Source organism: Microcoleus sp. PH2017_09_SFU_O_A (assembly GCF_020738625.1).
Taxonomy (GTDB): domain Bacteria; phylum Cyanobacteriota; class Cyanobacteriia; order Cyanobacteriales; family Microcoleaceae; genus Microcoleus.
In genome coordinates, this window is the sequence record NZ_JAEQCF010000010.1 from 24,641 (window position 1) to 51,273 (window position 26,633).

At 45.7% G+C, this 26,633-nt stretch carries 20 protein-coding genes; 11 read left to right on the forward strand and 9 right to left on the reverse strand.

Features of this window, described 5'->3' with window-relative positions:
• Positions 1-112: 112 nt before the first annotated feature.
• The 3 genes from JGK16_RS06490 to JGK16_RS06500 all read right to left on the reverse strand — a co-directional run bounded on the left by JGK16_RS06490 (position 113) and on the right by JGK16_RS06500 (position 1,749).
• Positions 113-517 carry a type II toxin-antitoxin system VapC family toxin gene (locus JGK16_RS06490; RefSeq protein ID WP_293178748.1) on the reverse strand — a complete coding sequence of 135 codons (405 nt, stop codon included), beginning with the start codon at positions 515-517 and terminating at the stop codon, positions 113-115.
• Positions 517-741, reverse strand: coding sequence for a DUF2281 domain-containing protein (locus JGK16_RS06495; protein ID WP_293178750.1), 225 nt, complete (start codon positions 739-741; stop codon positions 517-519). The genes JGK16_RS06490 and JGK16_RS06495 overlap by 1 nt, the downstream gene beginning before the upstream one ends.
• Positions 742-885: 144 nt before the next feature.
• Positions 886-1,749: a cation diffusion facilitator family transporter gene (locus JGK16_RS06500; protein WP_293189968.1), complete on the reverse strand. Its 864-nt coding sequence runs from the start codon at positions 1,747-1,749 to the stop codon at positions 886-888.
• Positions 1,750-1,793: 44 nt separating this feature from the next.
• Here JGK16_RS06500 and hpsU point away from each other — a divergent pair, with 44 nt between their 5' ends.
• The 3 genes from hpsU to JGK16_RS06515 all read left to right on the forward strand — a co-directional run bounded on the left by hpsU (position 1,794) and on the right by JGK16_RS06515 (position 5,220).
• A complete protein-coding gene (hpsU, locus tag JGK16_RS06505) occupies positions 1,794-2,471 on the forward strand; it encodes a hormogonium polysaccharide biosynthesis acetyltransferase HpsU (protein WP_293178755.1) in 678 nt (225 codons plus the stop codon).
• A 102-nt stretch (positions 2,472-2,573) separates the two neighbouring features.
• On the forward strand, positions 2,574-3,977 hold the full coding sequence (locus tag JGK16_RS06510) for a mechanosensitive ion channel domain-containing protein (protein WP_293178758.1): 1,404 nt from the start codon (positions 2,574-2,576) through the stop codon (positions 3,975-3,977).
• A 64-nt stretch (positions 3,978-4,041) separates the two neighbouring features.
• Positions 4,042-5,220: a flagellar assembly protein H gene (locus tag JGK16_RS06515; protein WP_293189966.1), complete on the forward strand. Its 1,179-nt coding sequence runs from the start codon at positions 4,042-4,044 to the stop codon at positions 5,218-5,220.
• 266 nt (positions 5,221-5,486) lie between these two features.
• Here the strand turns inward: JGK16_RS06515 and JGK16_RS06520 are convergent, their stop codons facing one another.
• Positions 5,487-6,095: a TetR/AcrR family transcriptional regulator gene (locus tag JGK16_RS06520; protein ID WP_293178764.1), complete on the reverse strand. Its 609-nt coding sequence runs from the start codon at positions 6,093-6,095 to the stop codon at positions 5,487-5,489.
• Positions 6,096-6,209: 114 nt separating this feature from the next.
• On the opposite strand from JGK16_RS06520, the gene JGK16_RS06525 reads away from it, so the two are divergent.
• From JGK16_RS06525 to JGK16_RS06535, 3 genes are all read left to right on the forward strand, one after another.
• Positions 6,210-7,631, forward strand: coding sequence for a biotin/lipoyl-binding protein (locus tag JGK16_RS06525; protein WP_293178767.1), 1,422 nt, complete (start codon positions 6,210-6,212; stop codon positions 7,629-7,631).
• Positions 7,632-7,699: 68 nt separating this feature from the next.
• Positions 7,700-8,884: an ABC transporter permease DevC gene (gene devC / locus JGK16_RS06530; protein WP_293178770.1), complete on the forward strand. Its 1,185-nt coding sequence runs from the start codon at positions 7,700-7,702 to the stop codon at positions 8,882-8,884.
• A gap of 80 nt (positions 8,885-8,964) precedes the next feature.
• Positions 8,965-9,681, forward strand: coding sequence for a DevA family ABC transporter ATP-binding protein (locus JGK16_RS06535; protein WP_293178773.1), 717 nt, complete (start codon positions 8,965-8,967; stop codon positions 9,679-9,681).
• A gap of 191 nt (positions 9,682-9,872) precedes the next feature.
• On the opposite strand, the gene JGK16_RS06540 is transcribed toward JGK16_RS06535, so the two are convergent.
• From JGK16_RS06540 to JGK16_RS06555, 4 genes are all read right to left on the reverse strand, one after another.
• Positions 9,873-10,913: a glycoside hydrolase family 104 protein gene (locus JGK16_RS06540; RefSeq protein WP_293202889.1), complete on the reverse strand. Its 1,041-nt coding sequence runs from the start codon at positions 10,911-10,913 to the stop codon at positions 9,873-9,875.
• Positions 10,914-11,013: 100 nt separating this feature from the next.
• Positions 11,014-12,282 carry a glycosyltransferase family 1 protein gene (locus tag JGK16_RS06545; RefSeq protein WP_293189962.1) on the reverse strand — a complete coding sequence of 423 codons (1,269 nt, stop codon included), beginning with the start codon at positions 12,280-12,282 and terminating at the stop codon, positions 11,014-11,016.
• A 336-nt stretch (positions 12,283-12,618) separates the two neighbouring features.
• A complete protein-coding gene (locus JGK16_RS06550; protein WP_293202892.1) occupies positions 12,619-12,822 on the reverse strand; it encodes a hypothetical protein in 204 nt (67 codons plus the stop codon).
• A 136-nt stretch (positions 12,823-12,958) separates the two neighbouring features.
• Positions 12,959-13,876 (reverse strand): YihY/virulence factor BrkB family protein, encoded by a 918-nt coding sequence (locus tag JGK16_RS06555; protein ID WP_293178785.1) that lies wholly within the window; start codon positions 13,874-13,876, stop codon positions 12,959-12,961.
• 246 nt (positions 13,877-14,122) lie between these two features.
• On the opposite strand from JGK16_RS06555, the gene JGK16_RS06560 reads away from it, so the two are divergent.
• The 3 genes from JGK16_RS06560 to JGK16_RS06570 all read left to right on the forward strand — a co-directional run bounded on the left by JGK16_RS06560 (position 14,123) and on the right by JGK16_RS06570 (position 15,645).
• Positions 14,123-15,016, forward strand: coding sequence for a CNNM domain-containing protein (locus JGK16_RS06560; protein WP_293189960.1), 894 nt, complete (start codon positions 14,123-14,125; stop codon positions 15,014-15,016).
• A 118-nt stretch (positions 15,017-15,134) separates the two neighbouring features.
• A complete protein-coding gene (locus JGK16_RS06565; RefSeq protein ID WP_006633633.1) occupies positions 15,135-15,332 on the forward strand; it encodes a hypothetical protein in 198 nt (65 codons plus the stop codon).
• Positions 15,316-15,645, forward strand: coding sequence for a type II toxin-antitoxin system PemK/MazF family toxin (locus tag JGK16_RS06570; protein WP_293189957.1), 330 nt, complete (start codon positions 15,316-15,318; stop codon positions 15,643-15,645). The genes JGK16_RS06565 and JGK16_RS06570 overlap by 17 nt, the downstream gene beginning before the upstream one ends.
• A gap of 87 nt (positions 15,646-15,732) precedes the next feature.
• On the opposite strand, the gene JGK16_RS06575 is transcribed toward JGK16_RS06570, so the two are convergent.
• The gene (locus tag JGK16_RS06575; protein WP_293189955.1) at positions 15,733-22,461 is read right to left on the reverse strand and encodes a glycosyltransferase; all 6,729 of its coding nucleotides are present in this window, start codon (positions 22,459-22,461) and stop codon (positions 15,733-15,735) included.
• A gap of 613 nt (positions 22,462-23,074) precedes the next feature.
• Here JGK16_RS06575 and ftsH3 point away from each other — a divergent pair.
• The gene (ftsH3, locus tag JGK16_RS06580) at positions 23,075-24,913 is read left to right on the forward strand and encodes an ATP-dependent zinc metalloprotease FtsH3 (RefSeq protein WP_293178800.1); all 1,839 of its coding nucleotides are present in this window, start codon (positions 23,075-23,077) and stop codon (positions 24,911-24,913) included.
• A 372-nt stretch (positions 24,914-25,285) separates the two neighbouring features.
• Positions 25,286-26,578 carry an RNA-guided endonuclease IscB gene (gene iscB / locus JGK16_RS06585; protein ID WP_293178803.1) on the forward strand — a complete coding sequence of 431 codons (1,293 nt, stop codon included), beginning with the start codon at positions 25,286-25,288 and terminating at the stop codon, positions 26,576-26,578.
• Positions 26,579-26,633: the final 55 nt, after the last annotated feature.

A 26,633-nucleotide genomic window follows, 5' to 3' on the forward strand; every position in this document is an offset into this window, starting at 1 on the left:
TGAAATTGTTTGTTTCAGGCGATTATGGTTGGCGAACCCGCCCCTACAGGATGTATGAAAGATTTCGGAAAAAACCCGGTTTCTTAGATTGCACTGTCAATTCCACCCATACTCACCAAATTGTCTGAATAGTGGTTAACGCTTGAATTTTTGCGTCGCGGGTGACTAACGGAAGACTTAAAGATAAAGCAGTGGCGGCAATAATCCTGTCTGGCATATCTGGTACCACATCGCGGGGAATCTGACGCAGAGTTTGTGCTGTGATTAAATCCAAAGGGGCGATGGCTAACCCAGTCCCCCGATCGAATAAGGCATTGATTAACTGCTCAAATGCCTCTTCGGGCAATCGATACCTTTCCACTAAATAACCTAATTCTACCACAGAAATTGCGGACACATAAATCGAATTCCCTCCTGCTAATGCTGTATCCAAAGCAGTCATTGCTGCTTGCGATAATCGAGCATTCTCCCGCAAATACCAGATAATTGTATGAGTGTCGGCGACAACGGCTGTCATTAAATATCGCCTCTCGGAAAATTTCCCCACATTTCTTTTCTAGCTTGGGCAATATCTTCTTCGGTGATATCCATATCTAAATGAGCCCACATTCCTTTGACGCTTTTCAGAGGTCGCTTGAGAATGTTTTTTTGATGAAGAAATTCAGCAAAGTCTAAAACTTCTTGCTGGTGATTCGGGGGTAATTCCCGCAATTTATCTAAAACTGCTTGCTCTAAATCCATTGTCTTTTTTCCTCTGTTTTTGGTGTAGTTGACATAACTTTGATTTTGCTCTGTTCTATTTTCATTATATACCTATCTTTTATACTTTGGATATTAACCGCAGATGGTGGCGGATGTACGCTGATGAACGCAGATGAGGAGACATCATTTAATTAGTTCTTCGAGAGATGGAAACAGCAATTTTTCGGCGCTCACTTTTTCGCAATCGCAAGGTTCTTGAATTGCGGATATTGCTGATACATTTCCTAGCAGCAACTGGATGCTTTCAATTAGCAATGGTAGAGTTAATAAAATGATTGATGCCGATACCAGCAAGCTAATTAAGCCGTCAGCCCAATTCCAATGCAGCCACGCTACGGCGATCGCAGCTAAAATTACTCCAACCGACGAAAATATGTCGGCGACTGCGTGCAGAAAGGCGCTTTTGAGGTTCAAGTCGCCGTGACAGCAGGAGTGCAAGCAGCAAGCATTGATTGAGTTGATGCTTAAACCGACTATTGCGGTAATTAACATCGGGAGTCCTTCTACTTCGGGGGTTGGGGACTGCAAACGGGCGATCGACTCTGCTGCAATCCAAAGCGCGATCGCTACTAAACTGATACTATTAACTAAGGCTGCTATGATTTCTCCACGAGCAGGCAGGATGCCCACCCCACCAGAAAACTCACTCTTTGTGGAACAGGCATCTTGCCTGTTCTTAACAATAGTGTCCGCAGTCAATTCGATCGCGCAATCCACCGATTTACTTCTTTTTACTGACGAGTACCAAGTAGCTGTTAAAGTGATCGCTAAAGCTGCTACATCAGACAAAACATGACCAGCATCTGCCAATAGGGATAAACTGTGAGAGCTCGTCGCAGCGATTAACTCTGCGACAAAAAAGCTACTAAGCAGTACCAAAGCTGTTTGTAAAAGTCGCACTTTGGCAATTCTGGGATTGGGATTGTCGCATTGTGCGAGATTCTTGGTGTTTTCAGAGTTAAAATTGTCCCCAACTGGAAATATCATGCAGCAATCCTTACAGCTAAACTCGATTTTCAATCAAACATTAGATGACTCATTATACGCCAAGTCCCGACCCGGAACCGCCGCATCCGATCGCAAATTCCCCAAATCCTGAAATCAACGATCGTCCAATTGGCGACAACCAACCAAATATTTTAACAGGCGAATCTTTAATTGATTTGCGGCTGTACAACCAATCAAATTTCGATCGCGGAAGACGTGGTTGGCTAATTTTGCTTTGGTGGTTGGTGCAGGCGATCGCATTTCCCCTCACTCCACATCCTTGTAATAGCATCAGAAGCGCGTTGTTGCGGTTATTTGGTGCGAAAATAGGTTTTGGGGTAATTATCCGCCCTACGGCTCGTTTTACCTATCCCTGGAAAATTGAAATCGGTGATTATAGTTGGATCGGAGATGATGTTGTATTGTACAGTTTGGATCGAATTGCGATCGGCAAACACTGCGTCATTTCTCAAAAAAGTTACCTCTGCACCGGCACTCACGACCCCCAAGACCCAGCCTTTGGGTTAATAACAGCATCTGTTATCATTAATAACGGCGTTTGGATTGCCGCCGACTGTTTCATTGGCCCTGGTGTTGCGATCGGTGCAAATGCCTTAATCGGAGCTCGCAGCAGCGTGTTTGAAAATATGCCAGCCGGCTTTGTTTGCACGGGAACACCCTGTCGCCCGCGCGATCGGCGAGAAATTAATAAAAGTTTGTAGTCAGGACTTCATTCCTTTTTTGTCTAACTTGGGACTAAGGACTTGAGTCCTTACTACAAGCTGGTTTAATGCTGGTTATACAAATATTTTTCTGAAATAAGAATGAATACAGTACCCCAAGAACTACTGACTAATCTTTTCCAGCTCTTTACAGCAACCTTATTTAAGATAGGGGAAAATTCTGTATCGCTGCGATCGCTTCTGGAACTGATAATATCATTCATGATTGTGCTGATCGTATCGCGAACTTTTACTGATTTTCTGAAAGAGCGCTTGCTCGTAAAACTAGGAATTGATGAGGGGAATCAGGAAGCCATAGCAGTTATTTTGCGCTATTTAATCATAGCACTGGGAGTGATAATTGCGATCCAAGGAATAGGATTTAACCTTGCTTCTTTTGCAGTAATTGCGGGCGGATTGGGAGTAGGAATTGGTTTCGGAATACAAGATTTAACCACCAATTTTGTCAGCGGACTAACGCTGCTTTTAGATCGACCTGTCAAAGTGGGAGACTTCGTGGAATTAGAAGGATTGATGGGAGTAGTCAAAAAAATCTCGATTCGATCGACTATTATCAAAACCAACGACGACTCCAGCGTCATAGTTCCCAACAGTAATATGATTAGCAACAAAATTGTTAATAGGAGTTACGAAAATTCGACACTTTGCCTGCGACTTTCGATAAAAGTAGACGGAAATAGTGACCCGCTGTTAGTAACAGAAACTCTTTTAAACATTGCTTATACAGAAGCAGGAGTATTGTACGAACCCAATCCGAAAGTATTATTTGCCGAGTTTGGCAATGATTGCTTTAAATTTGAACTTTTAGTGTGGACCGATCGACCAACGGATCGAGAAGTTATTAAAAGTTCTTTAAATTTTGCGATCGAGTATCATTTTCGCCAGGAGGAAATCAATTTTCCATTCAATGTCAAAACATCTAATAAACTCGCAAAAAGAATGCTTTTTGTTGGAGAGGAAAGCAAACAGTTATCTTCCCTCAGTAGTTTGTTGCGACAGGTAAAATACTTTGAAACTTTGAACGATATAGAATTGCGACAACTCATGGAAGTTGGCTATCGGCAACGGCTGCAATCGCAAGAATTTTTGTTCCGAGAAAACGACCCAGGAGATGCTTTTTATATGATTCTTTCTGGTTCAGTAGAAGTGTTTATCGCAGCAACTGATAAGGAACTGACTCATCTGGGTAGGGGCAAGTTTTTTGGCACACTTTCTTTGATACTGGGAATTCCTAGAACTACTTCGGTGAAAGCTTTGGAAGAAACTATTGTGTTTGCTATCAATAAAGAAGGATTACAAAAGATTTTAGAACGGCCAGATTTATCCGAACGGATTATTCAAGAAATAGTCAAACATGAAGAACTAAAGGAGAAACAGCAGCAACTGCGAGAAATGGAATTGGTAGATGTACAAGAAGAAGATGAGGTAAATCCTGTAGATTGGGTGAGAAAAAGACTCAAGAATTTATTTAGTGTTTCAAGTTGAAATTCGCTTAATAAATATCTTGGAAATATGCTAAAATCAACTCATAAAAAATTGTCTTAATTATATGACGCGATTTATTCACGATCGCTTTGCTAAAGAATTTCTGGAAGAATTGCTGTCGCCGATCGGTACGGTGAATGTCGGTCGCGATGTGACAAGCGAAGTCCGAGAAATCGATGTTTACTTCACTCCTGGTACCCCAATTCCCGAATACTCCGAAAATCTAGGATTGTTGGGGAAAATGGCTGGTACAACTGCTATTTTTGAACCGTTTCGCAATCCAGTAAATGTGGTCGAGGCGATTAGCTGTATCATTAAGCTGTGGAATTTGCGAGGTGAATTGCAGCGGGGGGCTAAAAGAAAAAATACTCCCTCTGATGATGCTGAGTTGCCCAGACTGTGGATTTTAACACCTACAGCATCGAAAGCATTGGTAGAGGGTTTTGGTGCGATACCGAACTCGCAAAATTGGGTTGAAGGAATTTATTTTTTGCCGGGGCATTGGGAATCGGTAATTGTGGTGATTCACCAGTTGCCAGAAACTCCCGAAACTCTGTGGTTGAGGATTTTGGGCAAAGGGAAAGTGCAGGAAAGGGCGATCGCCCAAATGAGCGTTTTAGCAACGGACGATCCGTTGCGGATTACTGCGCTAGAATTATTGTATCGGTTACAGTCAAATTTAGTAGCTGATATCCCACAGAAATTAGAGCCAGAAGAGCGGGAGTTAATTATGGCGATTCGCTACGCGATGGCTACGCCTCACGCACCACTTTTTCGAGAACAAATACAAGCTGCACAGCAACAAGCTAGGGAAGAAGGATTAGAACAAGGGCTAGAACGAGGGCTAGAACGAGGACTGGAACAAGGGCTAGAACGAGGGCTAGAACGAGGCAGACAAGAACAACAGCGGTTAATCTTGGAAAATTTTCTGCGAGTTCGATTTGGAGACTTAAGCCCGAAAATGACTGTTTTTTTATCTCCAATATCCAAGTTGTTTGCTGCGGATTTTACGGTTTTGTTGCTGGCAATATCGATGCTGACAGTCGATGAATCGGGGCGGCAAGAAGCGGTCAAGTTGTTAGCTGAAAGTGTATTGAAAATGTTTGTTACTAACTTGGACGATCTGCTGCCAACAGCCGTGACTAATTTATTGGCTTTGCCGATCGCAGAATTGACATTGTTTGTAGAACAACTGCCACAGTTATCGGATGCTGAATTGAGGGAAAGGTTGGTTGACAGTTGACAGTTGACAGTTGACAGTTGACAGTTGACAGCAAAGTTTGAAAGCTCAAATGATGGGGGAAAGGGAGAGGGAAAGCGACGGGAGCATCTCTTTTTTGAAAAAAGCATTTTTATTATAGTGCGAGCGTCCCCGCTCGCGATCGGTGCAAGGCTAGCGAGCGTCCCCGCTCGCACTATGAAATGCTAAACTGAGATACTCCCAAAGCGACTACTCAAAACCTCAAAAATTAACCCCATCACCCATCTTCCCATCAACATTCGATCGCACTAGGAATTTAACTCCGCAGGCAAAATCAAGTGCAGCAGAGCGTCGATCGCTCGATCGCGCTCCATGGGCATAATATCTTTACCGTGCATCATCTCCTGCGTTAACTGGAAATATACCAGAGAGCCAATAAAAATCCGCGCCGTCGCCTCCGGATCGGACAATTTTAACTCTGGATGCAATGTTAAATATTCAGTCAGCCGATCGATACCCGGTTTAGCTAAGTTTCTCACAAAAGTCTGCGCTAGCTGGGGAAAACGCCCCGACTCCGCAATCACTAGCCTGACGAAATTGAGAAATTCGGGTTCGTGCGTCGCCTGATCCAATATAGTTGTGGCAATGAATCGCAGCGCTACGGCGGGTTCTTCATCCAGAATTGTAAAATGGACTTTTTTTCGCGCCAGCCACTGCACCAAGGCTGCAAACAATCCCTCCTTATCTTGAAAGTAGCTGTAAACCGTGGCTTTGGAAACTCCCCCCGTCTTGGCTACCTTGTCCATACTCGTACCCGCGTAGCCGTGGGTTAAAAATTCTTGCATCGCACCTTGCAGGATTTGCTCGCTTTTGTCACCTAATGTTCCGTCGGGTTCGATTGGTTTTGTCCTGGCCATCTCTGGTTTCTGTAATTTTTGCTTCGGGTATTGACATCATTATACTGAACGGTTTAGTATTCAAGTATGAACTAAACCGTTTAGTTTTTACCTACCCAAATCATGAGGTGTGTCATGGTACACCGATTAACAGCAGAAAGCTTATCTTCCAATTCACCCTTAGTTAAACAACTCCTAGTTGTAGCAGCGTTCTTCACTCTGGCGGCTGGGGGAACTACTGGTTACACGATCTGGCGATCGCGCCTTCCCGATCCCAACGCAGCAACCGCAGCAGCAGCCGTCGCAGCATCCCAATTAACCACAGTGACAGCTTTGGGGCGATTGGAACCGAGGGGAGAAGTGATTAAAGTTTCGGGTTCTGGGGCGGCGGATGGAAGCAGGATCGATCGACTCCTGGTAAAAGAAGGAGACAGAGTGAAAACAGGTGAGACGATCGCAATTCTCGACAATCGCGATCGCCAGCAAGCAGCCTTTGACCAAGCTCAACAACAAGTACGCGTTTCCCAGGCAAATCTCGCAAAAGTGAAAGCAGGAGCCAAAAATGGCGAAATTCAAGCCCAGAAAGCCACTATTGGCCGCTTAGAAGCCGATCGCAGTAACGAGATCGCAGCGCAACAGGCGATCGTTGCTCGCTTAGAAGTCGATCGCAGCACCGAAATTACAGCCCAACAAGCCACCATTGCGCGCCTAAAAGCCGAACAGCAAGGGGAAATTCAAACCCAACAAGCAGCAATTGCTCGCATAGAAGCCGAACTCCGCAACGCTACAAACGAACAGCGACGCTACTCGCAACTGTACCAACAAGGAGCAATTTCTGCCTCAACTAGCGACAGCAAAACCCTCGCCACCGAAACAGCCCAACAGCAACTCAACGAAGGAAAAGCCAAACTGAATCAAATTCAGCAATCTCGCCAACAACAAATTAACGAAGCGCAAGCCAAACTGAATCAAATTCAGCAATCTCGCCAACAACAAATTAATGAAGCGCAAGCGAAACTCAGCCAAATTCAGGAATCTCGACAGCAGCAAATCGGCGAAGCGGAAGCAAATCTCGATCGCATCGCCGAAGTGCGCCCCGTTGACATAGAAGCAGCCGCCGCCGAAGTCGGTTCCGCCCAAGCCGCCGCCAAACAAGCCAAAGCCAATTTAGCTCTAGCTTACATCCACGCTCCCAGAGATGCTCAAGTCCTGAAAATTCACACGTATCCTGGGGAAAAAGTGGGAAACGATGGCATTGTCGAACTTGGACAAACTCGCGAAATGCTGGCGGTGGCTGAAATCTACCAAAGCGATGTGGACAAAGTACGGATTGGACAGCCAGCCAAAATTACTAGCGATTCTTTCCAGGGCGAATTGCAGGGAAAAGTAGAATATATCGGTTTGCAGGTGCAGCGGCAAAACATTGTTAACACCGATCCTTCTGCGAATATTGATGCTCGAATTGTGGAAGTGAAAGTGCGTTTGGATGCCGCTTCCAGTCAGAAAGTAGCGGGATTGACCAATTTGCAAGTCAAAGTTGCGATCGGCGGGAATTAAGAATTAAGATTTTTTTAACCGCAGAGAGCGCAGAGGACACAGAGAAAACAGAGGAAGAGAAGAGAGATATGATTGGACTAATTAAACCTTTACAACAGTTAAGAAACAGAACTCCTCTCGGATGGTTGCAACTGAGTCACGACAAAGGACGAATGGCGGTTGCAGTAGCAGGAATTGCTTTTGCTGACGTTTTGATGTTCATGCAGTTGGGATTTCAAAATGCGCTTTACAGTAGCAATACGCGCCTGCACCAAACTTTGCAAACAGACTTAGTTTTGATGAATCCCCAAGGCCGGAATTTGCTGAATTTATCTTCTTTCCCAAGACGCAGATTATATCAGGCGATGAATGTACCTGGTGTGAAATCAGCCGATCCACTTTACGTGAAAATTGCCAACTGGAAAAATCCCGAAACTAGGCAGGAAACGTCGATTATGGTGTTGGGATTTAATCCCGATCGCCCTGCATTTGACCTGCCAGAAGTCAACAAAAATTTGAACTTGATTAAATTGCCGGATACTGTGTTATTTGACCGAGCTTCAAGGGGAGATTATCAAGGGTCTATCGCCCAAATTAATCAGGGACAATCTGTTAAAACTGAGATCGATCGGCGCACAATTGCGATCGGCGGTTTATTTACAGTTGGAGCATCTTTTGCCGCTGACGGAGCTTTAATCACCAGCGATCAAAATTATCTACGCCTGTTTCCCCGACAGGATTCTGCAAGCGTAAATGCCGGATTAATTCAACTGCAACCCGGTGCTGACTCGCTGCAAGTCCAACAAGTTTTAAAAGCATATTTGCCGTCGGATGTCAAGGTTTTGACCAAACAAGAATTTATCGAGTTCGAGAAAAATTATTGGGCTAAAAATACTGCGATCGGCTTTGTCTTTAACTTGGGTGTAGCGATGGGTTTCGTAGTAGGAGTAATTATCGTTTATCAAGTTCTGTCAACCGATGTCAGCGACCATATGGCAGAATACGCTACTTTCAAAGCAATGGGCTACCGCAATATTTACTTGCTCGGCATTGTTTTTGAAGAAGCTATTATTCTTTCTGTCCTCGGTTTTTTACCTGGAGTAGGAGTCTCTGTAGCACTATATCATGTGACTCGTCAAGCTACAAATTTACCCTTATACATGACCATAGGTCGAGCATTAGCAGTATTAATTTTGAACATGGTTATGTGCAGTATTTCAGGAGCTATTGCCACTCGTAAACTGCAAGCAGCCGACCCCGCCGACATTTTTTAATCCCAATTATTCATCTCTCTCCGATCTTTCTCTGTGTTCTCTGCGCCCTCTGTGGTTAAAAAAATCCGAATCCTTAACTTATGAAATCCACTCTTGTTAACCCCACAACCACCAACCTACAGATTTCCGAGCCTGTAATTTCCATGCACAAACTCGACCACTACTTTGGTCAAGGTCAACTGCAAAAACAGGTACTTTTTGATATCAACCTAGAAATATATGCAGGTGAAATTGTCCTGATGACCGGGCCTTCCGGTTCGGGAAAAACCACGCTTTTGACATTGATTGGCGGATTGCGATCGGGTCAATCTGGCAGTCTGAAAATTCTCGGTCAAGAGATGTGCAATGCCAGCCAAGATAAATTAGTAAAGACGCGGCGTAACATTGGCTATATTTTCCAAGCCCACAACTTGCACCGCAGTTTGACGGCGCTGCAAAATGTCCAAATGGGTTTGGAAGTTCACGGCAATTTGTCCCGTGTCGAAATGCGCGATCGCTCTGGGCAAATGCTAGAATTAGTAGGACTAGAAGATAGGCTGAACTATTATCCCGATGACTTGTCGGGCGGACAAAAACAAAGAATTGCGATCGCCCGTGCCTTAGTTAGTCGCCCGCAAATTGTCTTAGCTGATGAACCGACAGCCGCCCTGGACAGCAAATCCGGGCGCGAAGTGGTCAATTTGATGCAGAAACTTGCTAAAGAGCAAGGTTGTACTATTTTGTTAGTGACCCACGATAACCGAATTTTGGATATTGCCGATCGCATCGTTAACATGGAAGATGGAAAATTAGCTTAAACAGTTGACAGTTGACAGTTGACAGTTGACAGTTGACAGATAAATTATATTGATAATAGGTAATGGAAATTGCTCATTCTTCCCTCTAGTTTCCCCAAAAATAGACATCACCCATAACTCCCCAAATTTGAATTTTGGAACTCAAAATTTTATCCAAAATCGCAAATTCCAACTCGTCCTCGGACTGTCAACTAATTGCTAACAACCAATCCTGGGCGATAAATCCCTAAATTGTGCCGATACATTTTTTCGAGTTTGGGCAGCGACGAGTCCACGGAACCGCCAAAACGCCGAAAAGAAGGCCAGATGTAAGCGAGTTTTCTGACTGCTGGCTCCAATCGACCCGCTTTTATATCTTCTAATGCACCTCGTTCTCGAATTAACTCTATAGCCATTAGGTCTTGATTTTCTGGACTGAAATCCTTGACACCGAATTTTTTGGCGAATCTGTCCCAAGTTGTGCTGAGAAACTGATACCGCCCCGCAGCGTCGGAACAGAGTTTTTTGCCGTAGCGGCGGCCACATCTCATTTCCCTGGGATGGTCGCTGAAACTGGCAAATTTGGTTCCTGTGTACTGGGTGTGGTAGCCATCGGCAGCAGCGGTGCCTTCGGCGCTGGCGATGGTGTCGAGAAATGCTTTTACCCGATCGCGCTCAATATTATCCTCGTTATCGTCGTTCCGATCTCCTTTGTCTGGTGGCTCGTCAGTTGCAACTTTCGGCAACGCTTCTGATGCTGAAGCCGGCGAGCTTTCTGCCGAGGCAGTCAGGCGTTTTGGAGGTGGCGACATTTCTGCCGAGACTGTTTGCCCCCAAAGTTTCGGGGTCATTCTACCCAAAAAAAAGCACAAACAAATGCACAAACCCCACCCCAGCCTCAAACGGAGTCGTTTGGACTGCTGGCTGTGCTCTCGCACCGGCCACGCGTAGAGGGGGATAGCTGCGGGCAAGATTCCGGTTTGCTGGCCGAAGGCGAACAGCGATTTTAGAGCTAGCAAGGTTTGCTTGTAGAAACGGGGTGGAACTTTGCGAGCCCTCATCGCTGCGGCGAAAGTCTGGATATCTGTCAGAGTCACTTCTGCCAAAGGTTTTTCTACAAACAGTTGAAAACCGTTGGCGGCCTGCCAGCTAAAGCGCTTGCTGGGGGTAGATTTGCGGTTTACCCACAGACGAATTAGCTCTTGGTCGGACATACGAAGCAGATGTCTTCCCAGATGTTCTGATGCGTACAAGAGTACCTCCTCATATCACTTCTAGTTGAAGGTTCCCAGTTTATAGATGAGATGGATAGGGATCGAGGGAAACAGGCTTCAACCATACTAAGTGATACTACTAAGCGCTCACGGGGTCAAGTTTCATCGCCGCTTTTTCGAGCAGTTGAGTGTAAAGTTGACCGAGTTGGGAGGCCACACCGTCCCAACTGAAATTGGCTTGGACGCGCATTCTGCCTGCTTGTCCGAGTTGCTGGCGCCATACTGAGTCAACTAACAGCCGATCGATCGCACTTGCAAAGGCTGCTTCATTTTTCGGCGGCGCCAGCAAACCGGTTTCTCGCGGCACTACGGTATATTTCAGCCCTCCCACGTCGGAGGCGACTACGGGCGTGCGGCAGGCCATCGCTTCAATGGCGACTAAACCGAAGGGTTCGTAGTGGCTGGGAACGACGCAGACATCGGCGGCTGCGTAGTAGGCGGGGAGAATGTCTCGGCTCAAGCCGCCCGGAAAGCTGGTAATGTCGCTTAAGCCTAATTCTTCAACGATGCTGCCGATACGATCGCGCTCTTTTCCGTCGCATTCCCCCTCGCGCCAGCCACCGCCAACGATCAGTTTTAAATCCCCTTTGCCTCGCAGCGCCGACATACTTACGGCGCGGACTAAGGTTTCGATGCCCTTGCGGAGGTCGAAACGGCCGACGTACAACACCACTTTGGTTTCTGGCGCTATTCCCAACTGGCGGCGGGCCTCCGATCGCGCGATCGACCCAAACTGCTGAGTGTCGGTACCGCAGGGAATGATGTCTATATTGCCTTTTGAGGACACCAGAGACCTCATGTGCTCTTTTTCTTGGGGACTGGTAGCCACCACGCGATCGGCTGTTTCCAGAAGAGTTTTTTCCACGTGCAGCCTGGTTTTGGCAATCATCGGAATTGTCGAAACCGACTTATATTTTACTGCTGCCAAAGAATGGTAAGTATGAACTTGTCGCAGGGGTTGCGATTTTTTCAACGCCATTCCCACCCAAGAAGACAGCCAGTAATTCGTGTGAACTAAGGGATATTGAAAGCCTGACTCTAACTGAAACTTCTGAAATTCGCGAACAAAAATTGGCAAATATCCGTAAAGTGCATCGCGGGGAATAAATTCTTGCGGCCCTGCTACGAGGCGAATTGTCCGGCAATTGGGGCTGTGCTGGACAATACTTGCTTGTTCGCGATCGGATGAGCGGGTGAACATATCAACTTGCCATCCTTGTTTCGCCAAAGATTCTCCTACTTGACGCACGTAAACGTTTTGCCCGCCCGCTTCTTCTTTGCCAATTTCCACAGCCGGATCGCCGTGTACCGAGATCAGGGCGATGCGTTTTTTTGTTAATGAAATCATGATTGTTTACCAAAATTTAAAAAAACTTACCAGAAAGAATTGGTTGAAAGCCGGAACACGAGTGAGGGAGAAATTAAAATCAGACTATTCATTACTCCAATCCTTTTCCTTTTAGGTAGACGTTGCTCTCTTGGGGTCAACTGTCAACTGTCAACTGTCAACTGTCAACTGTTGAAAGCCGATTAATGTGCGATTTTGGCTACTGCGCGGGGAATGAAATGTAGCTGCTAATTGTTATTAAAGTCAAAATAGGCGATCGATAAATCATCCCTCAGGGATAATTTCACTGGAAAAATTGACAAACGACTTCCTTCTGCTGACAGAGACCAGCAGCAGCTAAAACTCTAGATAATCTAAATGGAAATGAACGAGGGTGAAGAGAATTTCCCGGATTTGAGCAGTTGTCAAACTCGAACCAGCTTTCAGCTTGCTGTTCGAGCCGATCCAGTCAGTCGGAGGTAAAATTTTCACCTGTCGCGATAAATAATTTGAACTGTGGAGAAAGCAGAAGTAAATCTTCCCAAAGACAGAATTTGACATGGCGCTCGAAGAGAAAGATAAATTATTGCCTTCAAAATTTTTCTTTCCTTCCGCCTTCCGCTTTCTGGCTGCTTCGCTCTTGCTTTTATCAAAGCCGGGGATAGACTTTAACCTCAAATTTCCCAATTGTCAAATGTTAAGAATTTTTTCGATGTTTGCGTGTGGAGGATTCCCCCTTTTCGCTGTGCAGGGTATTATTTCGCGAACCTCGCATTCGAGAGCCGTATCGGTTAGCCCAAACTTGGGTAAACTCGGCACCTAAGAACAGAATTTGAGCGGAATAATTAATCCAAAGCAGGATAATTACGAACGATCCAGCAGCACCGTAGGTAGAGGCAATACCGCTACCTCCCAGGTAAACTCCTATTAGGGATTTGCCGATCGTAAACAGCATTGAGGTGATGGCGGCGCCGATCCAAACATCATTCCAGGCAAGATCGACATCGGGCAAAAGTTTGTAAATTAAGGCAAAAAGCAGCGTAACTACGCCAAACGAGATAGCAAAGTCCACAATCTGCCAAATACCAACAGGTAACTGCAACCAGCCGTTCAACCAATAGCTGACGGCAGCTAAAATGGCGCTAAGGACTAAAGATACTAGCAGTAAAAAACCGATGCCTAAAATCATCGCAAAAGACAATACGCGGTCTTGCAAAAATCCCCAAATGCCGCGTCCCGGAGGCGGTGAAACATTCCAAATAGTATTGAGAGCTTCTTTGAGGTTAGTAAATACATTGGAAGCGCCCCACAAAAGTGTAGCGAGACCAACTATAGTAGCAATCATTCCCGACTTGGGTTCGGAAGCTTTAAGGATTAGTTCTTGGACAGTTTGAGCGCCATCTTTGCCGATTAAACTTTGGAGTTGGGCGACGATTTGACCTTGGGCTGCGTCTGCACCAAAGACTAAACCGACGATCGCAATTACGATAATTAGCAGCGGGGCGAGGGAAAAAACTGTGTAATAGGCTAGGGCGGCGGCTAGGGTTGGTGCTTTATCTTCTTGCCATTCAGTAAAAGTTTGTTTTAGCAGCGATATGACTGTTTTTAAGTTCACTACCTTTGGTTTCCTTATACTTATGCTTCACAAAGGCATTGTAATATGTTATGAGTTTTTTCTCGTCGGCCAGAAGATAGATTTATGGATGGCAAATTGCTTTTTTTATCTATTTGTAGGGTGTGCAATGCACACCTTACGAAGACCCGTAGTGCGGATATCCGATATGTGGAGCCGTCAATCTATCTGAATTGCAAGCTAAGATGAAATGATTAACCTAAACATCTATCAGATTAGATATCTATCTTGAATAACCTTACTTGTCTGGAAATAGAAGTCGCCGAAACACTGCTGAGATTAGCAATGTTGCTGGGCTTAACACTTTTAATCGCGTTTTTTGTGGCGTCAGAACTAGCATTAGTATCAGCCGATCGCCATCAAATCCGCCAACTCGCCCAGTTGCGCGATCGCCCAAACGCGAAAACCGCCGAACTCGTCCATCAAGCGCAGAACAACATACCGCATTACCTGTCGGTGACTCAAACAGGCACAACAGCCGGAAGTCTGCTGTTGGGATGGTTGGGCGAGGGTGCGACTGTACACTGGATCGAGCCCTGGATCGACAAATTGCCGATCGGTCATTTTCCCGCGATGCTGACGGCGCATTCGATCGCAGTTCCCGTAGCTTTCATCTTCGTTACATACATCGAGATAGTATTAGGAGAACTCATCCCCAAAGTATTAGCAACCCACGCCCCAGAACGCACAGCTTTGTTACTGATGCCCGCCCTCGAAATCTGCTCGAAAATACTCTGGCCGCTGCTAGCAATTCTCAACGGTACGGTGCGGCTGCTGACAGGTTGGATTACCAGTAAACAGTCAGAATCGCTGCTACCAGCTTCCGAAGCAACTCTCGTTCAAAAAGATGCTCATTCAGCCATAATTTCCGGCGTCTGGGAAGTAACAGCAGTTAACGAAAAACTCGGGTTAAACCTGCCAACCAACCAAGCGTACCAAACAATCGCCGGATTCGCGATCCACAATTTCGGTAAAATACCAAATAAAGGCGATCGATTTTTGTGGGGCGAATTAGAAATAGAAGCAGCAGATGTAGTAGAAGGTAGTTTAGAAACAGTGCTGCTGCGTCAGGTAACTCGCCCTTTGTTTGAGCCGCAACATCCAGAACTCGTCTTGAATTAATCCTAAATCAGGCTTAAATACTTCCTCGATCTATGTGTGTTAGGTTGTAATTAGTCGCTCAGTGCGACAACCTACCAGAAATCTGCAAATTGCATAAAGCACAGTTTATGAGGTGGATATGCTAAAAACACTTTGGGCTACTGTTCGACAAGGGAAAATTGAACTGCTGGAGTTATCAGAGTTACCCGAAGGGGCAAAAGTATTAGTAACAGTTTTACCTGATGAAGAAGCTGAGTTTTGGCTTCAAGCCAGTCAAACATCACTAGATACAGTTTGGGATAATACTGAGGATGATGTCTATGCCCAGCTACTCTAAAAATGACATAATTTTGGTTAGATATCCCTTTTCAGACTTGTCTAGTTCTAAGGTAAGACCAGCAATTGTTTTGAGTGCGCCACACGTATCTCAAGACATTATGATTGTGCCATTGACAAGCAAAACTGCATCCTTAATTGAGGGTGAGTTCGTACTCGCTGAATGGTCAATAGCAGGGTTAAATGTGGCTACAGCAGTCAAGCGAGGTTTGTATACAGTACATGAAAGCTTAGTTGTAAGAACGATTGGCAAATTAGCAGATTCTGATGCTGAGCGACTGGAGAAATCTCTCCGAGGTTGGTTAGGGTTTTAGTGCAGCAGCGACAGTTTGTCAACGAGTTTCGCAGGTGCTTAAGATTTAAATTGTACTCCATGCACCTGCAATCTGCTGTAGAGCCGTTTACTTCACAGCAAGCCCGATCGCACCCCCAACAAACTGCTCGTAATCCTCAAACAACCATTCAGGCAAACAACTATCCGCATCCTGAACTTGCAACTGTCCAGCGCGACAAAACAGCCTCGCCGCCAACAAATAATTCACAGCCTGAGGCATTCCAAACCCTTTACTCAACTCACCCACCAACGAATTCAAAACAGCACGTTCAGTATCAGTAAGCGGCTCGTTAATAAATCCGCTCCCGAGCATTGCCTTGTAACCTTTACCGAAATCGCTCCGGTACAAAAGTTCAAGTTGTTCGCCGGAAACCTTCAGCCACACATCAGCAATTTGCTTGCGAATTTCCCGCAAATCTGCTATTACCATTTCCGCCGTCGGGTCAATTTCATAAAGATTCACAGCAGCAGTTAATTGATTGAGAAACTGCGGGAGATAATCTTGGTTGACAATCGTTTGTTGATTGTCCGCGAATGGGATTTCAAAGATTTTTTCGTAATCGTCAATCAACCAGTGTGGCAAGCGGGTGTGAGCGTCAGCAACCCGCATTTTTCCTGGTACAAAGTACAGCATTCCACCCAGCAAAGCATTGATAGCTTGAGGATGCACTAACCCTTTGCTAATTTCGGTCACTTGCTGCAAAAAGTTGTGTTCGGCTTCAGTCATTGATTTGGCTTGCAAGCCGCAGCTAAGTATTGCTTGATATGCTTTGCGAACTTCCCCTCGGTAAACATTTTCTAGTTTTTCTGTGGGAACAATTAGCCAAAAATCAGCCAGTTGTTTGCGGATTTGGCGGAGTTCCAAAACTACCGATTCGTCTGACGGATCGATCCGGTAAAGATTGACGCATCCTAATAGTTGATTTGCAAATTGCGGGGATTGAATGTATTGAGCGAGTAAGTCAGAACTTGACTCCTTCTCGACGGTATCTTCTGTTTCAAAAACTTGTTCGTAATCGCCGATTAACCAGTGCGGCAAGCGGTTGCGAGCGTCGGGAATCCGCATGGTTCCCGGCGGGAAATATAGCATTGCTGCGAGCAAGGCGTTGACAGCTTTAGGATGGACTAATCCTTTGCTAATCTGGGTTAGTTGCTGCAAAAATATTTGTTCGCCTTCCATCATCGCTTGATGTTGAAAGTAGCTATGCAGCAGCATTTGATAGCTTTTACCGTCAGCACTTTTATAGGTGGCTTCTAGGTTTTCGGTGGGAACATTTAGCCAGAAATCAGCGATTTGTTTGCGGATTTGGCGGAGTTCGGATATTGCTGAGATGTTTGATGAGTTTCTTTGGTAAAGCTGGACGTTATGCAAGAGTTTATCGCCCAAGTCTGGCTGTTTGGGAATGCTATCCTGCAAGCTGCGCGAGGCTTCTAGGTGGCTAGTTTGCCAGTTGCTAAAGAGTTCTTGGAATAGTTTCGCGATCGCCCCCGAGTATGCCACACTGTCAAAACAGGCGGGATTGCCCTGCATTTTTTCCTGAATTTCCTGGCGTTTTTGCTGCCGCAGTTGCGGGTTTGTGGCGAGATTGACGGCTAGCTGAATGTAGGATGCCTCGTCACGGGCGATTAAATCGGGCATCAAGAGCGATCGTACCACTGCTGCTCCCATGCGCGATCGTAAAGTATCACCATCCCTGACAACAGTCGGTAATCCCACCTCCAGCGGATCCACAAGAGAAGTAGTCCCCGCATAGGGATAAGAATCCAAATAAACATCACCCAACTTCAAAACTTCCTTGACATCCGCACGATTCGGCAAAGCCTTCACCACCCGCAAACGCTTACTATCAATCCCATACTTCGCAAAAATCCCTTGCATATTATTCACAAAAGCCGCACCAGGATAATAATTAGTCCAGCTAGGGCCAAAAGGCATTAAAAACAGCAGAGAATTAGGAACAGCAGCCAAAATCTTCGCCCAAGTTTCCCTTAACTCCGGCACCAACTTATACAAATTAGCGCTGGAAATAAACACAACCGATTCCTCAGAAATCCCCAGGCTATTTCTAGTCAGTTGAACATTAGGAGTATAGGGTTCGAGGGTATAGCTAAAACAGCAACCCAAGCCGTCAACAGTGGCTAATTCCTCGCGATAATGCGCGCATCCCTCAATGCCAGGTTCCATCAACTTGCCAGCAATATAATAGTCAACGTGGCGCATTCCCGTAGTCACAGGAGAATTAAAACAAGTAGTTTGTACCCGCGCCAATCGATGCTGCGCCAGCAAACTAATCGGATGAGTGACAGCAGTAATATTCGTAGCAACCAACAGAATATCTAAGTCATCAGCGCGGATAGCCTGAACTTGACTCGGCAAATCACTCGGCAATTGCACCAGCCTATCCGCGCGACTCTGGCAATACTGTTCTAATTTATTACCATCCAGATTGATAGCATACAAAATAATTTCAAACTGATCTCGATTCAGATATTCAAAAGCAGGCAAAGTCGCGAAAGTTTCCGTCATCGCCCCGAAATGCTTAGTCAGAACTCCGACGCGAATTTTCTGTCTGTTTGCAGGCCTCGCCGGAAAAATGCAATCAATGGCAGCCCCGCGATTTTTCATCGCAAATTCAATAATTTCTGCCCGTTTGGTGTAGACTTGCTTGAGGTTTTCGCTATTGAAATACAAAGGGATAAAGTTAGCAGTTTGAGTGAAAAACCAGGCGATGTCCTGCCAAATTTGTGAATTTTGGTTTTGGAATATATTGCGGTGCACGTAACTAACCCATCCCTGAACGTAGCGGCAATAATTGTCAGCCTCTCCTAGTTCTTGAAAGAGCGTCGGTGCGGCAAACATAAACTTCAGATAGTCGTTAACAAACCAATTGGGTATAGCTGCATTTTCATACTTTAGCAATAACTGATCGGCACGACGGTAGAGAGAGGCTGCTAGTAAGTAGCCAACATCTTTCAGAGTTTTAATTCCCTGGGATAGATGTGTTTCTAGTTGACCGATTAAACTTTGTTCAGTATCTGTGATTGCTTCATATTTGATCGTGCTGTTAACCAGCATTTGATATGCCTTACCTGCCTCACCGGAGTAGCATTTTTCTAGTTGCTCTGCGGGCAGATTCACAAAATAATCGGCAAGTTGTCGGCGCAGTTGGCGGATATGAGCGAGAGCAACTTGATTAGTTTGGTCTTTTTGATACTCTCCCAAGTATTGAGGAAGGGAAGCTAAAAACTGTTCGGGTGTATTAAGCTGAGCTAATTCATCAGCAATTAAGTTACCGTGTTGCTGCAAAACTTTTTCTGACCAACGCACTTCTTCGGGTTTGTAAAGTTGAGAGTGCAGGCGAACAATTGTAGCCCTCATCAAGTCTAACTTTTCGCGTTCTCCCGCCATTTTTTGGGTTCTGCTAGAGCCGTCGCCATGTTGCCTGTAGTACAGATAAGGCTGAGGAAAACGATCGCCTAACCAGCCTTTTTCATAGGCAGAAATCCAAAATTCCCAATCTTCGCATCCCAGCTTCATCACTTTTTTCAAGCCGCCAACTTGCTCGTAAATTTCTCTTCTAAATAAGGAAGTAGCGGGGGCTTGATTGTCTCTCAAAAATTTATTGGGGTCAAAATCCCCGTGGTTGACTAAATCGCAGTTTGCTCCGAAGTGCTGCACATCTGTATAGACAAAACCCACCTCCGGTTTCGCTGATAAAACTTCAACGCACTCCTCTAGAAATTTGGGATGAATTTTATCATCAGCATCTAGGAATAAAATGAATTTTCCTGAGGAATTTTGAACACCAATATTTCTGGAATCAGCGGGCCCCGTGTTGGGTTTGTCGATGAGGCGCAGCGCTTTTTGAGGATACAATTGAATTAAATAATTTGCGAAGTTGCTGGTATCATCGGTGCTACCGTCGTTGACAATGATGCACTCCCAATTTTGATAGGTTTGATTGACAACACTTTCTACAGCTTCTCTGAGTAGATTTGCGTGGTTGTAGCAGGGGATGATGATGCTGACGAGTGCTGGTTCGGGCGTGCGGTAGGGCATGGCGTTTAGCTGTGACGGAGAGATTGCAACGGGGAGGGTAGTGGCGGGTTTGATACCTCGGCGGATGATGCCGTATTCATTCCATATCTTAAGCGTTTCTTGTTGCGATCGCCCTGAACCATGTTCTAAACCTTGCTCGTTGTGGTAGTAAAGCCCAATTATTTCCGGGATGCGGAACATATTTTCGGTTTTTCCCACCCGCAACCAAAATTCGTAATCGCCAGCCGCCGTCAATTCTGCTCGGAAATAGCCGTGTTTTTCGTGTAGCGATTTTCTCCACATTGGCGCAGAACCCATGATGCAGCGTCGTTCCAGTTCCCCATAGGAAAAGTCCGGCCAATTCCACCGCGTTTGAGCTTGCGTCGCAACCCAGGTATCATTAACAACATTCGTAATTAATTGATCGCCGTAAACCAGAGCAGTTTTTGGTTGCGAGTCCAAATAATTAGCCATGATTTCCAATGCGTCGGGGCGGTGTCTGTCGTCGGCGTTCGCATTAGTAATGTATCTGCCGCGCGACATCTCGATTCCTCTATTCCAAGCTGCATAAATGGTTTCTCGCTGTGGTATCCGGCAATAAATTATGTTGGGATATCTCGATTGAAACTCCCGTGCAATTTCTCCTTCGTTCTGTTCGGAGTTGCTGTTAATTACAATGATTTCCAGTTCGCCTTGTTTGTACAGCGTTTGATCTACCAAGTCTTGCAAGCAGCCGCGAATAAATTTTTCGGAATTGTAGGTAGAAACGATCGCAGATACTTTGAAAGCTGACGGGACAGGCTGCGATGTGTCATAATTCGATAATTCGCTCTGTAAGGCTGGATCGGCTTGCGGTTGAAGGGAATGCTCAGCTACTTGAACCAAAACAGAGCTAACAGTTGCAGCCATTTTCGACCAGGAAAACTTCTTAGCTTGCTCTAACCCCGCCGCAATTAATGAGTTGCGGACAGCAGGCTTCTGTATTTCCCGCAAAGCATTGACAAGCCCGCTGACATCATCGCCATCTACATAAACCGCTGCTTTTCCTGCTACTTCTGGAATCGAACCGTTTGGACAAGTGATGACTGGACAACCGCAAGCCATGGCTTCGACGACTGGCAATCCAAAGCCTTCATATTTCGACGGATAAACTAATACCGCAGCACCCGAATAAGCAACTCTCAATTCGCTATCGCTTAGTTGCAGCGTGCGGACAGTGATTCCAGAACAATACAATTGCAGATCGGGTTCTAATACAGGTTTGCCGCCTGTGCAGACTAGATCAAAGTCAAACTTATTGGCAAGTTGAGAAAAGGCTTTGAAGAATAATATCCCATTCTTGTAACCATGCCAGCCTACCCTCTCGCCTACCAAAAGAAAATAGGGTTTAGCAATGCCGTACTTTGACTTAAAACCTGCGATTTCTTCTCTATCGGCTGGCGAGAAATTGGCGTCTATTCCGCAGTGCGCTACAGCTACAGAAGCTGAGGATATCTGCGGAAAAACCTTAACTAAATCGCGGGCTGTATTTGCTGAAATAGCTATGTAGGCTGAGGCGTGGCGGATACCGGAATGCTTTTCTCTCCACTCGGAATGAGCAAGATTTTGTCCCATCAACTCGGGAATCATGTCATAGGTCATGAATACCGATCGCGTTGACAAAGGCGTTGTATAATAAGTAGAAATAAACAAGTCTGCATTTTCTTCATCGCAGATTTGCTGTAGCATTTGGCGGTCTGCATCGGTTTGGCTGTAGTCGTAGCGGGCTACATTCCGGTACTGGATGCCGGGAATTTTGGGGGCGGTTCCCGCTCTGTCAAGAACTAGAATTTGTTTAGCAAAACCATTTTCTGCCCAGTTTTCTAGCAGCGATGTCCAGACGCGACCAATGCCGGTGCTGTTAAGCTGATAAAATACGCCGTCAATCACAATCTTTTTTAAATTTTTAGGAGATAGGGCTGCTGGAGTTATCATTGATTTGCGGTTCTCTCTGTCGGCAATTTTTCTCAAAGCTGCCTCGTAATCATGTTGGAGTAATGAGGCTTTTTTTAATTCCGGCTCTTGGCAATATGATAAGCTTTGAAAAAGTTGATGCGGGATTTCCTTTTCTGTCAAGAGGTGCAAAGAATCGCCGTTAGAGTAAAAATTTAAATTGAATTTTTCGGCAATTATAGACAGTGCCTTGGTGGTATAAATAGAAATGTGCTGACCTTCATCTAGGGCATAGTACCACCATTCGCTGGGCTGGGGATTGTTGGCTGGCAGCAATCTGGTACTGAATAAAATATTGCGAGAATATTTGAAGATTTTTTCGATCTCCGACAGCGGGTCAACAAAATGCTCAAATACTTCAAATGCTGTGACTAATTCGTAGGGTAATCTGCTATTTTCGTCAGCCTCAAATCCTTGTGCAAATATATTTTTGCAATATTTATCATGCCATGAAAAATCAAATCCTAAATCTCTCATCATCCGAACAAATACACCGTAGCCGGCCCCGTAGTCTAAAAAATTAGCGCGGTGATTAAACAAATTAAAAATAATATTATTGGCTGCGGTGGAGAACATCGTGCTTCTGGATAACATTCCCACGTCGCTGCTAGCTATGGCTTCTGAATAAGCCTCCTCAAGCCAGTACGGTTCCTCGGTTTGAACAAATCCACAATTTGAGCATTGAAAATACTCAACGTTATATTTTTTTAGTACCGTAGCCGCAGCCAAGCTGTTTGTTGGAGAATCACAAATATTGCACTTCATTTTGATTATCTAAACTTACAAGGTTGTTTAATTGACTGTCTGTATTGGAAGGCCGAATATCTCTCCCGCTTTACTCAATTTTTAATGTTGCCAAGTGATGGCAATGGGGTAGGCTAGACTGTTTTAATGCTGAGTCTTGAAATCTTCAGACGGTTTCTCAAGGGTCGATCGTTATATATGAAGAGTGAATAAACAGGAACATCCTACACCAATGCAGCCCTGACTCAGATATCTTTAGTCCTGGACGTATTCCTACCAAAGAAACCGGGTTTTTTGCCTAATCTCGCGACTCCAACGAAGGATTTTCGTAAAAAAACCCGGTTTCTGGCCACCCGTGCGTCCAGGACTGATCTTATCAGGAGTCCGCCCCCTCAAGATTACTTCGACTAAAGGCTTGACAAGTTTTAATTTATGCTATATGTGACTCCTTAGTAAAGCACTCCCATCTCCTGACGGCTTTCAGGGCAGTTCGGTTTCCACTACTTCAGACGAGCGATCGCCCTTGCCGGGATTCCTGACAACACAAAAACAAGTTACAAATACGTTAAGATTGATGAACATAAATAAAAATTCCCAAATCACAGGGACTAAATAATTAGGAGGATCGACCTCGGTGAATAAACGCTGGAGAAACGCTGGACTGTACGCACTGCTGGCTATTGTAGTCATTGCCCTAGCCACTGCATTTTTTGACAAACAGCCCCCTAGTCGGGAAGTTTGGAAGTACAGCCAATTCATTCAGGAAGTCGAAGGCAACAGAGTAGACAAAATAAATATCAGTTCCGATCGCAGTAAAGCTCTCGTAACGGCTCAGGACGGCAGCAAGGTAATTGTCAACCTGCCTAACGACCCCGAACTGATTAACATCCTGACCAAAAATAAGGTAGATATTTCAGTTCTGCCCCAAAACGACGAAGGCTTCTGGGTAAAAGCCCTCAGCAGCCTGTTCTTCCCGATCCTGCTCTTGGTGGGACTGTTTTTCCTGGTGCGGCGCGCCCAAAACGGGCCCGGCAATCAAGCCATGAACTTCGGCAAATCGAAAGCTAGAGTCCAAATGGAGCCTCAAACTCAGGTGACTTTCGGCGACGTAGCCGGCATCGAACAAGCCAAGCTAGAACTCGCTGAAGTCGTGGACTTCCTGAAAAATGCCGATCGCTTCACCGCAGTCGGAGCTAAAATCCCCAAAGGCGTGCTGTTAGTCGGCCCTCCCGGAACAGGCAAAACCTTGCTCGCCAAAGCAGTCGCCGGAGAAGCAGGTGTTCCTTTCTTCAGCATTTCCGGTTCGGAATTTGTCGAAATGTTCGTCGGTGTCGGTGCTTCCCGCGTCCGCGACTTGTTTGAACAAGCTAAAACAAACGCTCCTTGTATCGTATTTATTGATGAAATTGACGCCGTAGGCCGCCAGCGCGGAGCTGGTTTGGGCGGTGGTAACGATGAACGGGAACAAACCCTGAACCAGTTACTGACCGAAATGGACGGTTTTGAAGGCAATACTGGCATCATTTTGATTGCTGCTACTAACCGCCCCGACGTGCTGGATGCTGCGCTGCTACGTCCAGGTCGCTTCGATCGCCAAGTTGTGGTCGATCGCCCCGATTTCTCCGGCCGCCTCGAAATTCTTAACGTTCACGCCCGCGGCAAAACCTTGTCAAAAGATGTGGATTTGGAAAAAATCGCCCGCCGGACACCCGGTTTCACAGGTGCGGATTTGGCTAACTTGCTCAACGAATCAGCAATTTTGGCAGCCCGTCGCAATTTGACCGAAGTCTCGATGGATGAAGTCAACGATGCGATCGATCGCGTCCTCGCCGGCCCCGAAAAGAAAGACCGCGTGATGAGCGAAAAACGCAAAACCTTAGTAGCTTACCACGAAGCCGGTCACGCTTTAGTCGGTGCGCTGATGCCCGACTACGATCCCGTACAGAAAATCAGCATTATCCCCCGCGGCCGCGCTGGTGGTTTGACTTGGTTCACACCTAGCGAAGATCGCATGGATTCTGGCTTGTATTCTCGCTCTTACTTGCAAAATCAAATGGCGGTAGCCTTGGGCGGCCGCATTGCTGAAGAGATTGTCTTCGGTGAAGAAGAAGTCACAACTGGCGCTTCCAATGACTTGCAACAAGTGGCAAGAGTAGCACGCCAAATGGTAACTCGCTTCGGAATGAGCGATCGGCTAGGCCCTGTAGCTCTCGGTCGCCAACAAGGGAATATGTTCATGGGTCGCGATATCATGGCCGAACGGGACTTTTCTGAAGAAACCGCAGCTACGATCGATGATGAAGTCCGCTTGTTGGTAGAGCAAGCTTACCTGCGCGCTAAAGACGTGCTCGTCGGCAACCGCCACGTGCTGAACGCCTTGGCAGATATGCTAGTTGACAAGGAAACTGTCGATGCTGATGAATTGCAAAATTTGTTAGCTAATAGCGATGTCAAGATGGCGACAATTGCCTAATTGATTTTAGATTTTGGATTTTAGATTTTAGATTTAATCTAAAGCTTAAAATCGATAATTGGGGTGCTTCTGGTATTGTCTGGAATCGCCCCGATTTTTTTGTGGTGCGATCGGCTGTTTAATTTCATTGTGCAATGCTATTCACCAAACAGTGGACAAGACTCAACAGCTAGTTCATACACTGGACAAATAGCCAGCCTAAGTATCTTGAATACTACGTTTTGAGGGTGATGACACCTACGGGTGCTTTCCAGCTTGTAGCTCTGTCGTTAGAGATTAAACAGATGTATTTGGTTAAGTCAGTGTCTCTAACCCAACAAGCCATCAAAACATTGGCGAGGAAAACATAACCTGAGCAATCAGAGGACTTTCATGTCTAACTTTGTATTCGTTTTAGATACCAACAAACAACCACTTGAGCTAGTAGCACCAGGACAAGCAAGACGATTGTTAAAACTAGCCCAAGCTGCTGTGTATCTCCGTTACCCGTTCACAATTATTCTGAAATATGCGGTTTCTCACCCAAAAACGCAACCGACTCAATTAAAAATTGATCCAGGTTCTAAAACTACTGGGCTGGCGATCGTTAGCGGTAATAAAGTTCTCTGGGGGGCTCATTTGAGCCATCGCGGGCAACAAATTAAAAATGACTTAGAGTCACGTCGCAACCTTCGTCGCAATCGTCGCAACCGCAAAACTCGTTACCGCAAACCACGTTTTCTGAACCGCACAAGAGCACCTGGATGGTTGCCACCAAGCTTAGAATCTAGGGTGAAAAACATCGTGACTTGGGTCAACCGCATCCGTCGATACGTCGCAATTACAGGCATATCCCAAGAGTTAGTTAAATTTGACTTACTTGCAATGCAGAATCCCGAAATATCCGGCAAAGAGTATCAGCAAGGGGAACTTGCGGGCTATGAAGTCAAAGAATACTTGTTAGCGAAGTGGGGGAGAAAGTGCGCCTATTGCGGTGTTGAAAACGTACCTTTTGAGGTAGAACATATCCACCCCAAATCAAAAGGGGGAAGCGATCGCGTTTCCAATCTTACCCTAGCCTGCCGTGGGTGCAACCAAGCCAAAGGCAATCAAGATATTCGGGATTTCTTGTTCAAAAAGCCTGACATCCTGTCCCGTATTTTGAAACAGGCCTCACAACCTTTGAAAGATGCAACTGCTGTGAATTCAACCGGCTGGGCATTGTTCCAACAACTTAAACAAACAGGATTGCCCATAGAAGTTTCAACTGGAGGTAGAACAAAGTACAATCGGACTCGTTTAGGACTAGCTAAAACTCATTGGCTGGATGCAGCTTGTGTAGGAAATGTAGAAGTGCTGCAAGTTTTAACGGATCAACCGTTGTTAATTGCAGCTAAAGGATGGGGCAGCCGTCAAATGTGTACAACCAATAAATACGGATTTCCTGTCAAGCACAGAACGCGGTGCAAAACGTTTTTTGGGTTTGGGACTGGCGACATGGTAAGTGCGATTCTCCCCTCTGGGAGGTTTGCAGGCACTCACGTCGGCAGGCTGACGGTCAGAGAAAGCGGAGTTTTTGAAATGAGAACGCCACTCGGCAAGGTTAGTCCAGTACGTCATAAATACTGTAAATCAATCCACCGCAACGATGGATATATGTATGCTTTTTCCACAAATGTCCAATGAATCAGCGATTAGAGGGGTAGCGATCGGGCGATCGCACTGCATCATTTCGATATAA

Coding starts and splice junctions, on each gene's coding strand:
- JGK16_RS06525 (WP_293178767.1), top strand. CDS start 6,210: ATGGTACACCGATTAACAGCAGAAAGCTTATCTTCCAATTCACCCTTA.
- JGK16_RS06510 (WP_293178758.1), top strand. CDS start 2,574: ATGAATACAGTACCCCAAGAACTACTGACTAATCTTTTCCAGCTCTTT.
- JGK16_RS06575 (WP_293189955.1), bottom strand. CDS start 22,461: ATGAAGTGCAATATTTGTGATTCTCCAACAAACAGCTTGGCTGCGGCT.
- JGK16_RS06515 (WP_293189966.1), top strand. CDS start 4,042: ATGACGCGATTTATTCACGATCGCTTTGCTAAAGAATTTCTGGAAGAA.
- JGK16_RS06495 (WP_293178750.1), bottom strand. CDS start 741: ATGGATTTAGAGCAAGCAGTTTTAGATAAATTGCGGGAATTACCCCCG.
- JGK16_RS06565 (WP_006633633.1), top strand. CDS start 15,135: ATGCTAAAAACACTTTGGGCTACTGTTCGACAAGGGAAAATTGAACTG.
- iscB (WP_293178803.1), top strand. CDS start 25,286: ATGTCTAACTTTGTATTCGTTTTAGATACCAACAAACAACCACTTGAG.
- JGK16_RS06550 (WP_293202892.1), bottom strand. CDS start 12,822: ATGTCAAATTCTGTCTTTGGGAAGATTTACTTCTGCTTTCTCCACAGT.
- JGK16_RS06570 (WP_293189957.1), top strand. CDS start 15,316: ATGCCCAGCTACTCTAAAAATGACATAATTTTGGTTAGATATCCCTTT.
- JGK16_RS06520 (WP_293178764.1), bottom strand. CDS start 6,095: ATGGCCAGGACAAAACCAATCGAACCCGACGGAACATTAGGTGACAAA.
- JGK16_RS06500 (WP_293189968.1), bottom strand. CDS start 1,749: ATGATATTTCCAGTTGGGGACAATTTTAACTCTGAAAACACCAAGAAT.
- JGK16_RS06490 (WP_293178748.1), bottom strand. CDS start 517: ATGACAGCCGTTGTCGCCGACACTCATACAATTATCTGGTATTTGCGG.
- JGK16_RS06535 (WP_293178773.1), top strand. CDS start 8,965: ATGAAATCCACTCTTGTTAACCCCACAACCACCAACCTACAGATTTCC.
- JGK16_RS06545 (WP_293189962.1), bottom strand. CDS start 12,282: ATGATTTCATTAACAAAAAAACGCATCGCCCTGATCTCGGTACACGGC.
- hpsU (WP_293178755.1), top strand. CDS start 1,794: ATGACTCATTATACGCCAAGTCCCGACCCGGAACCGCCGCATCCGATC.
- devC (WP_293178770.1), top strand. CDS start 7,700: ATGATTGGACTAATTAAACCTTTACAACAGTTAAGAAACAGAACTCCT.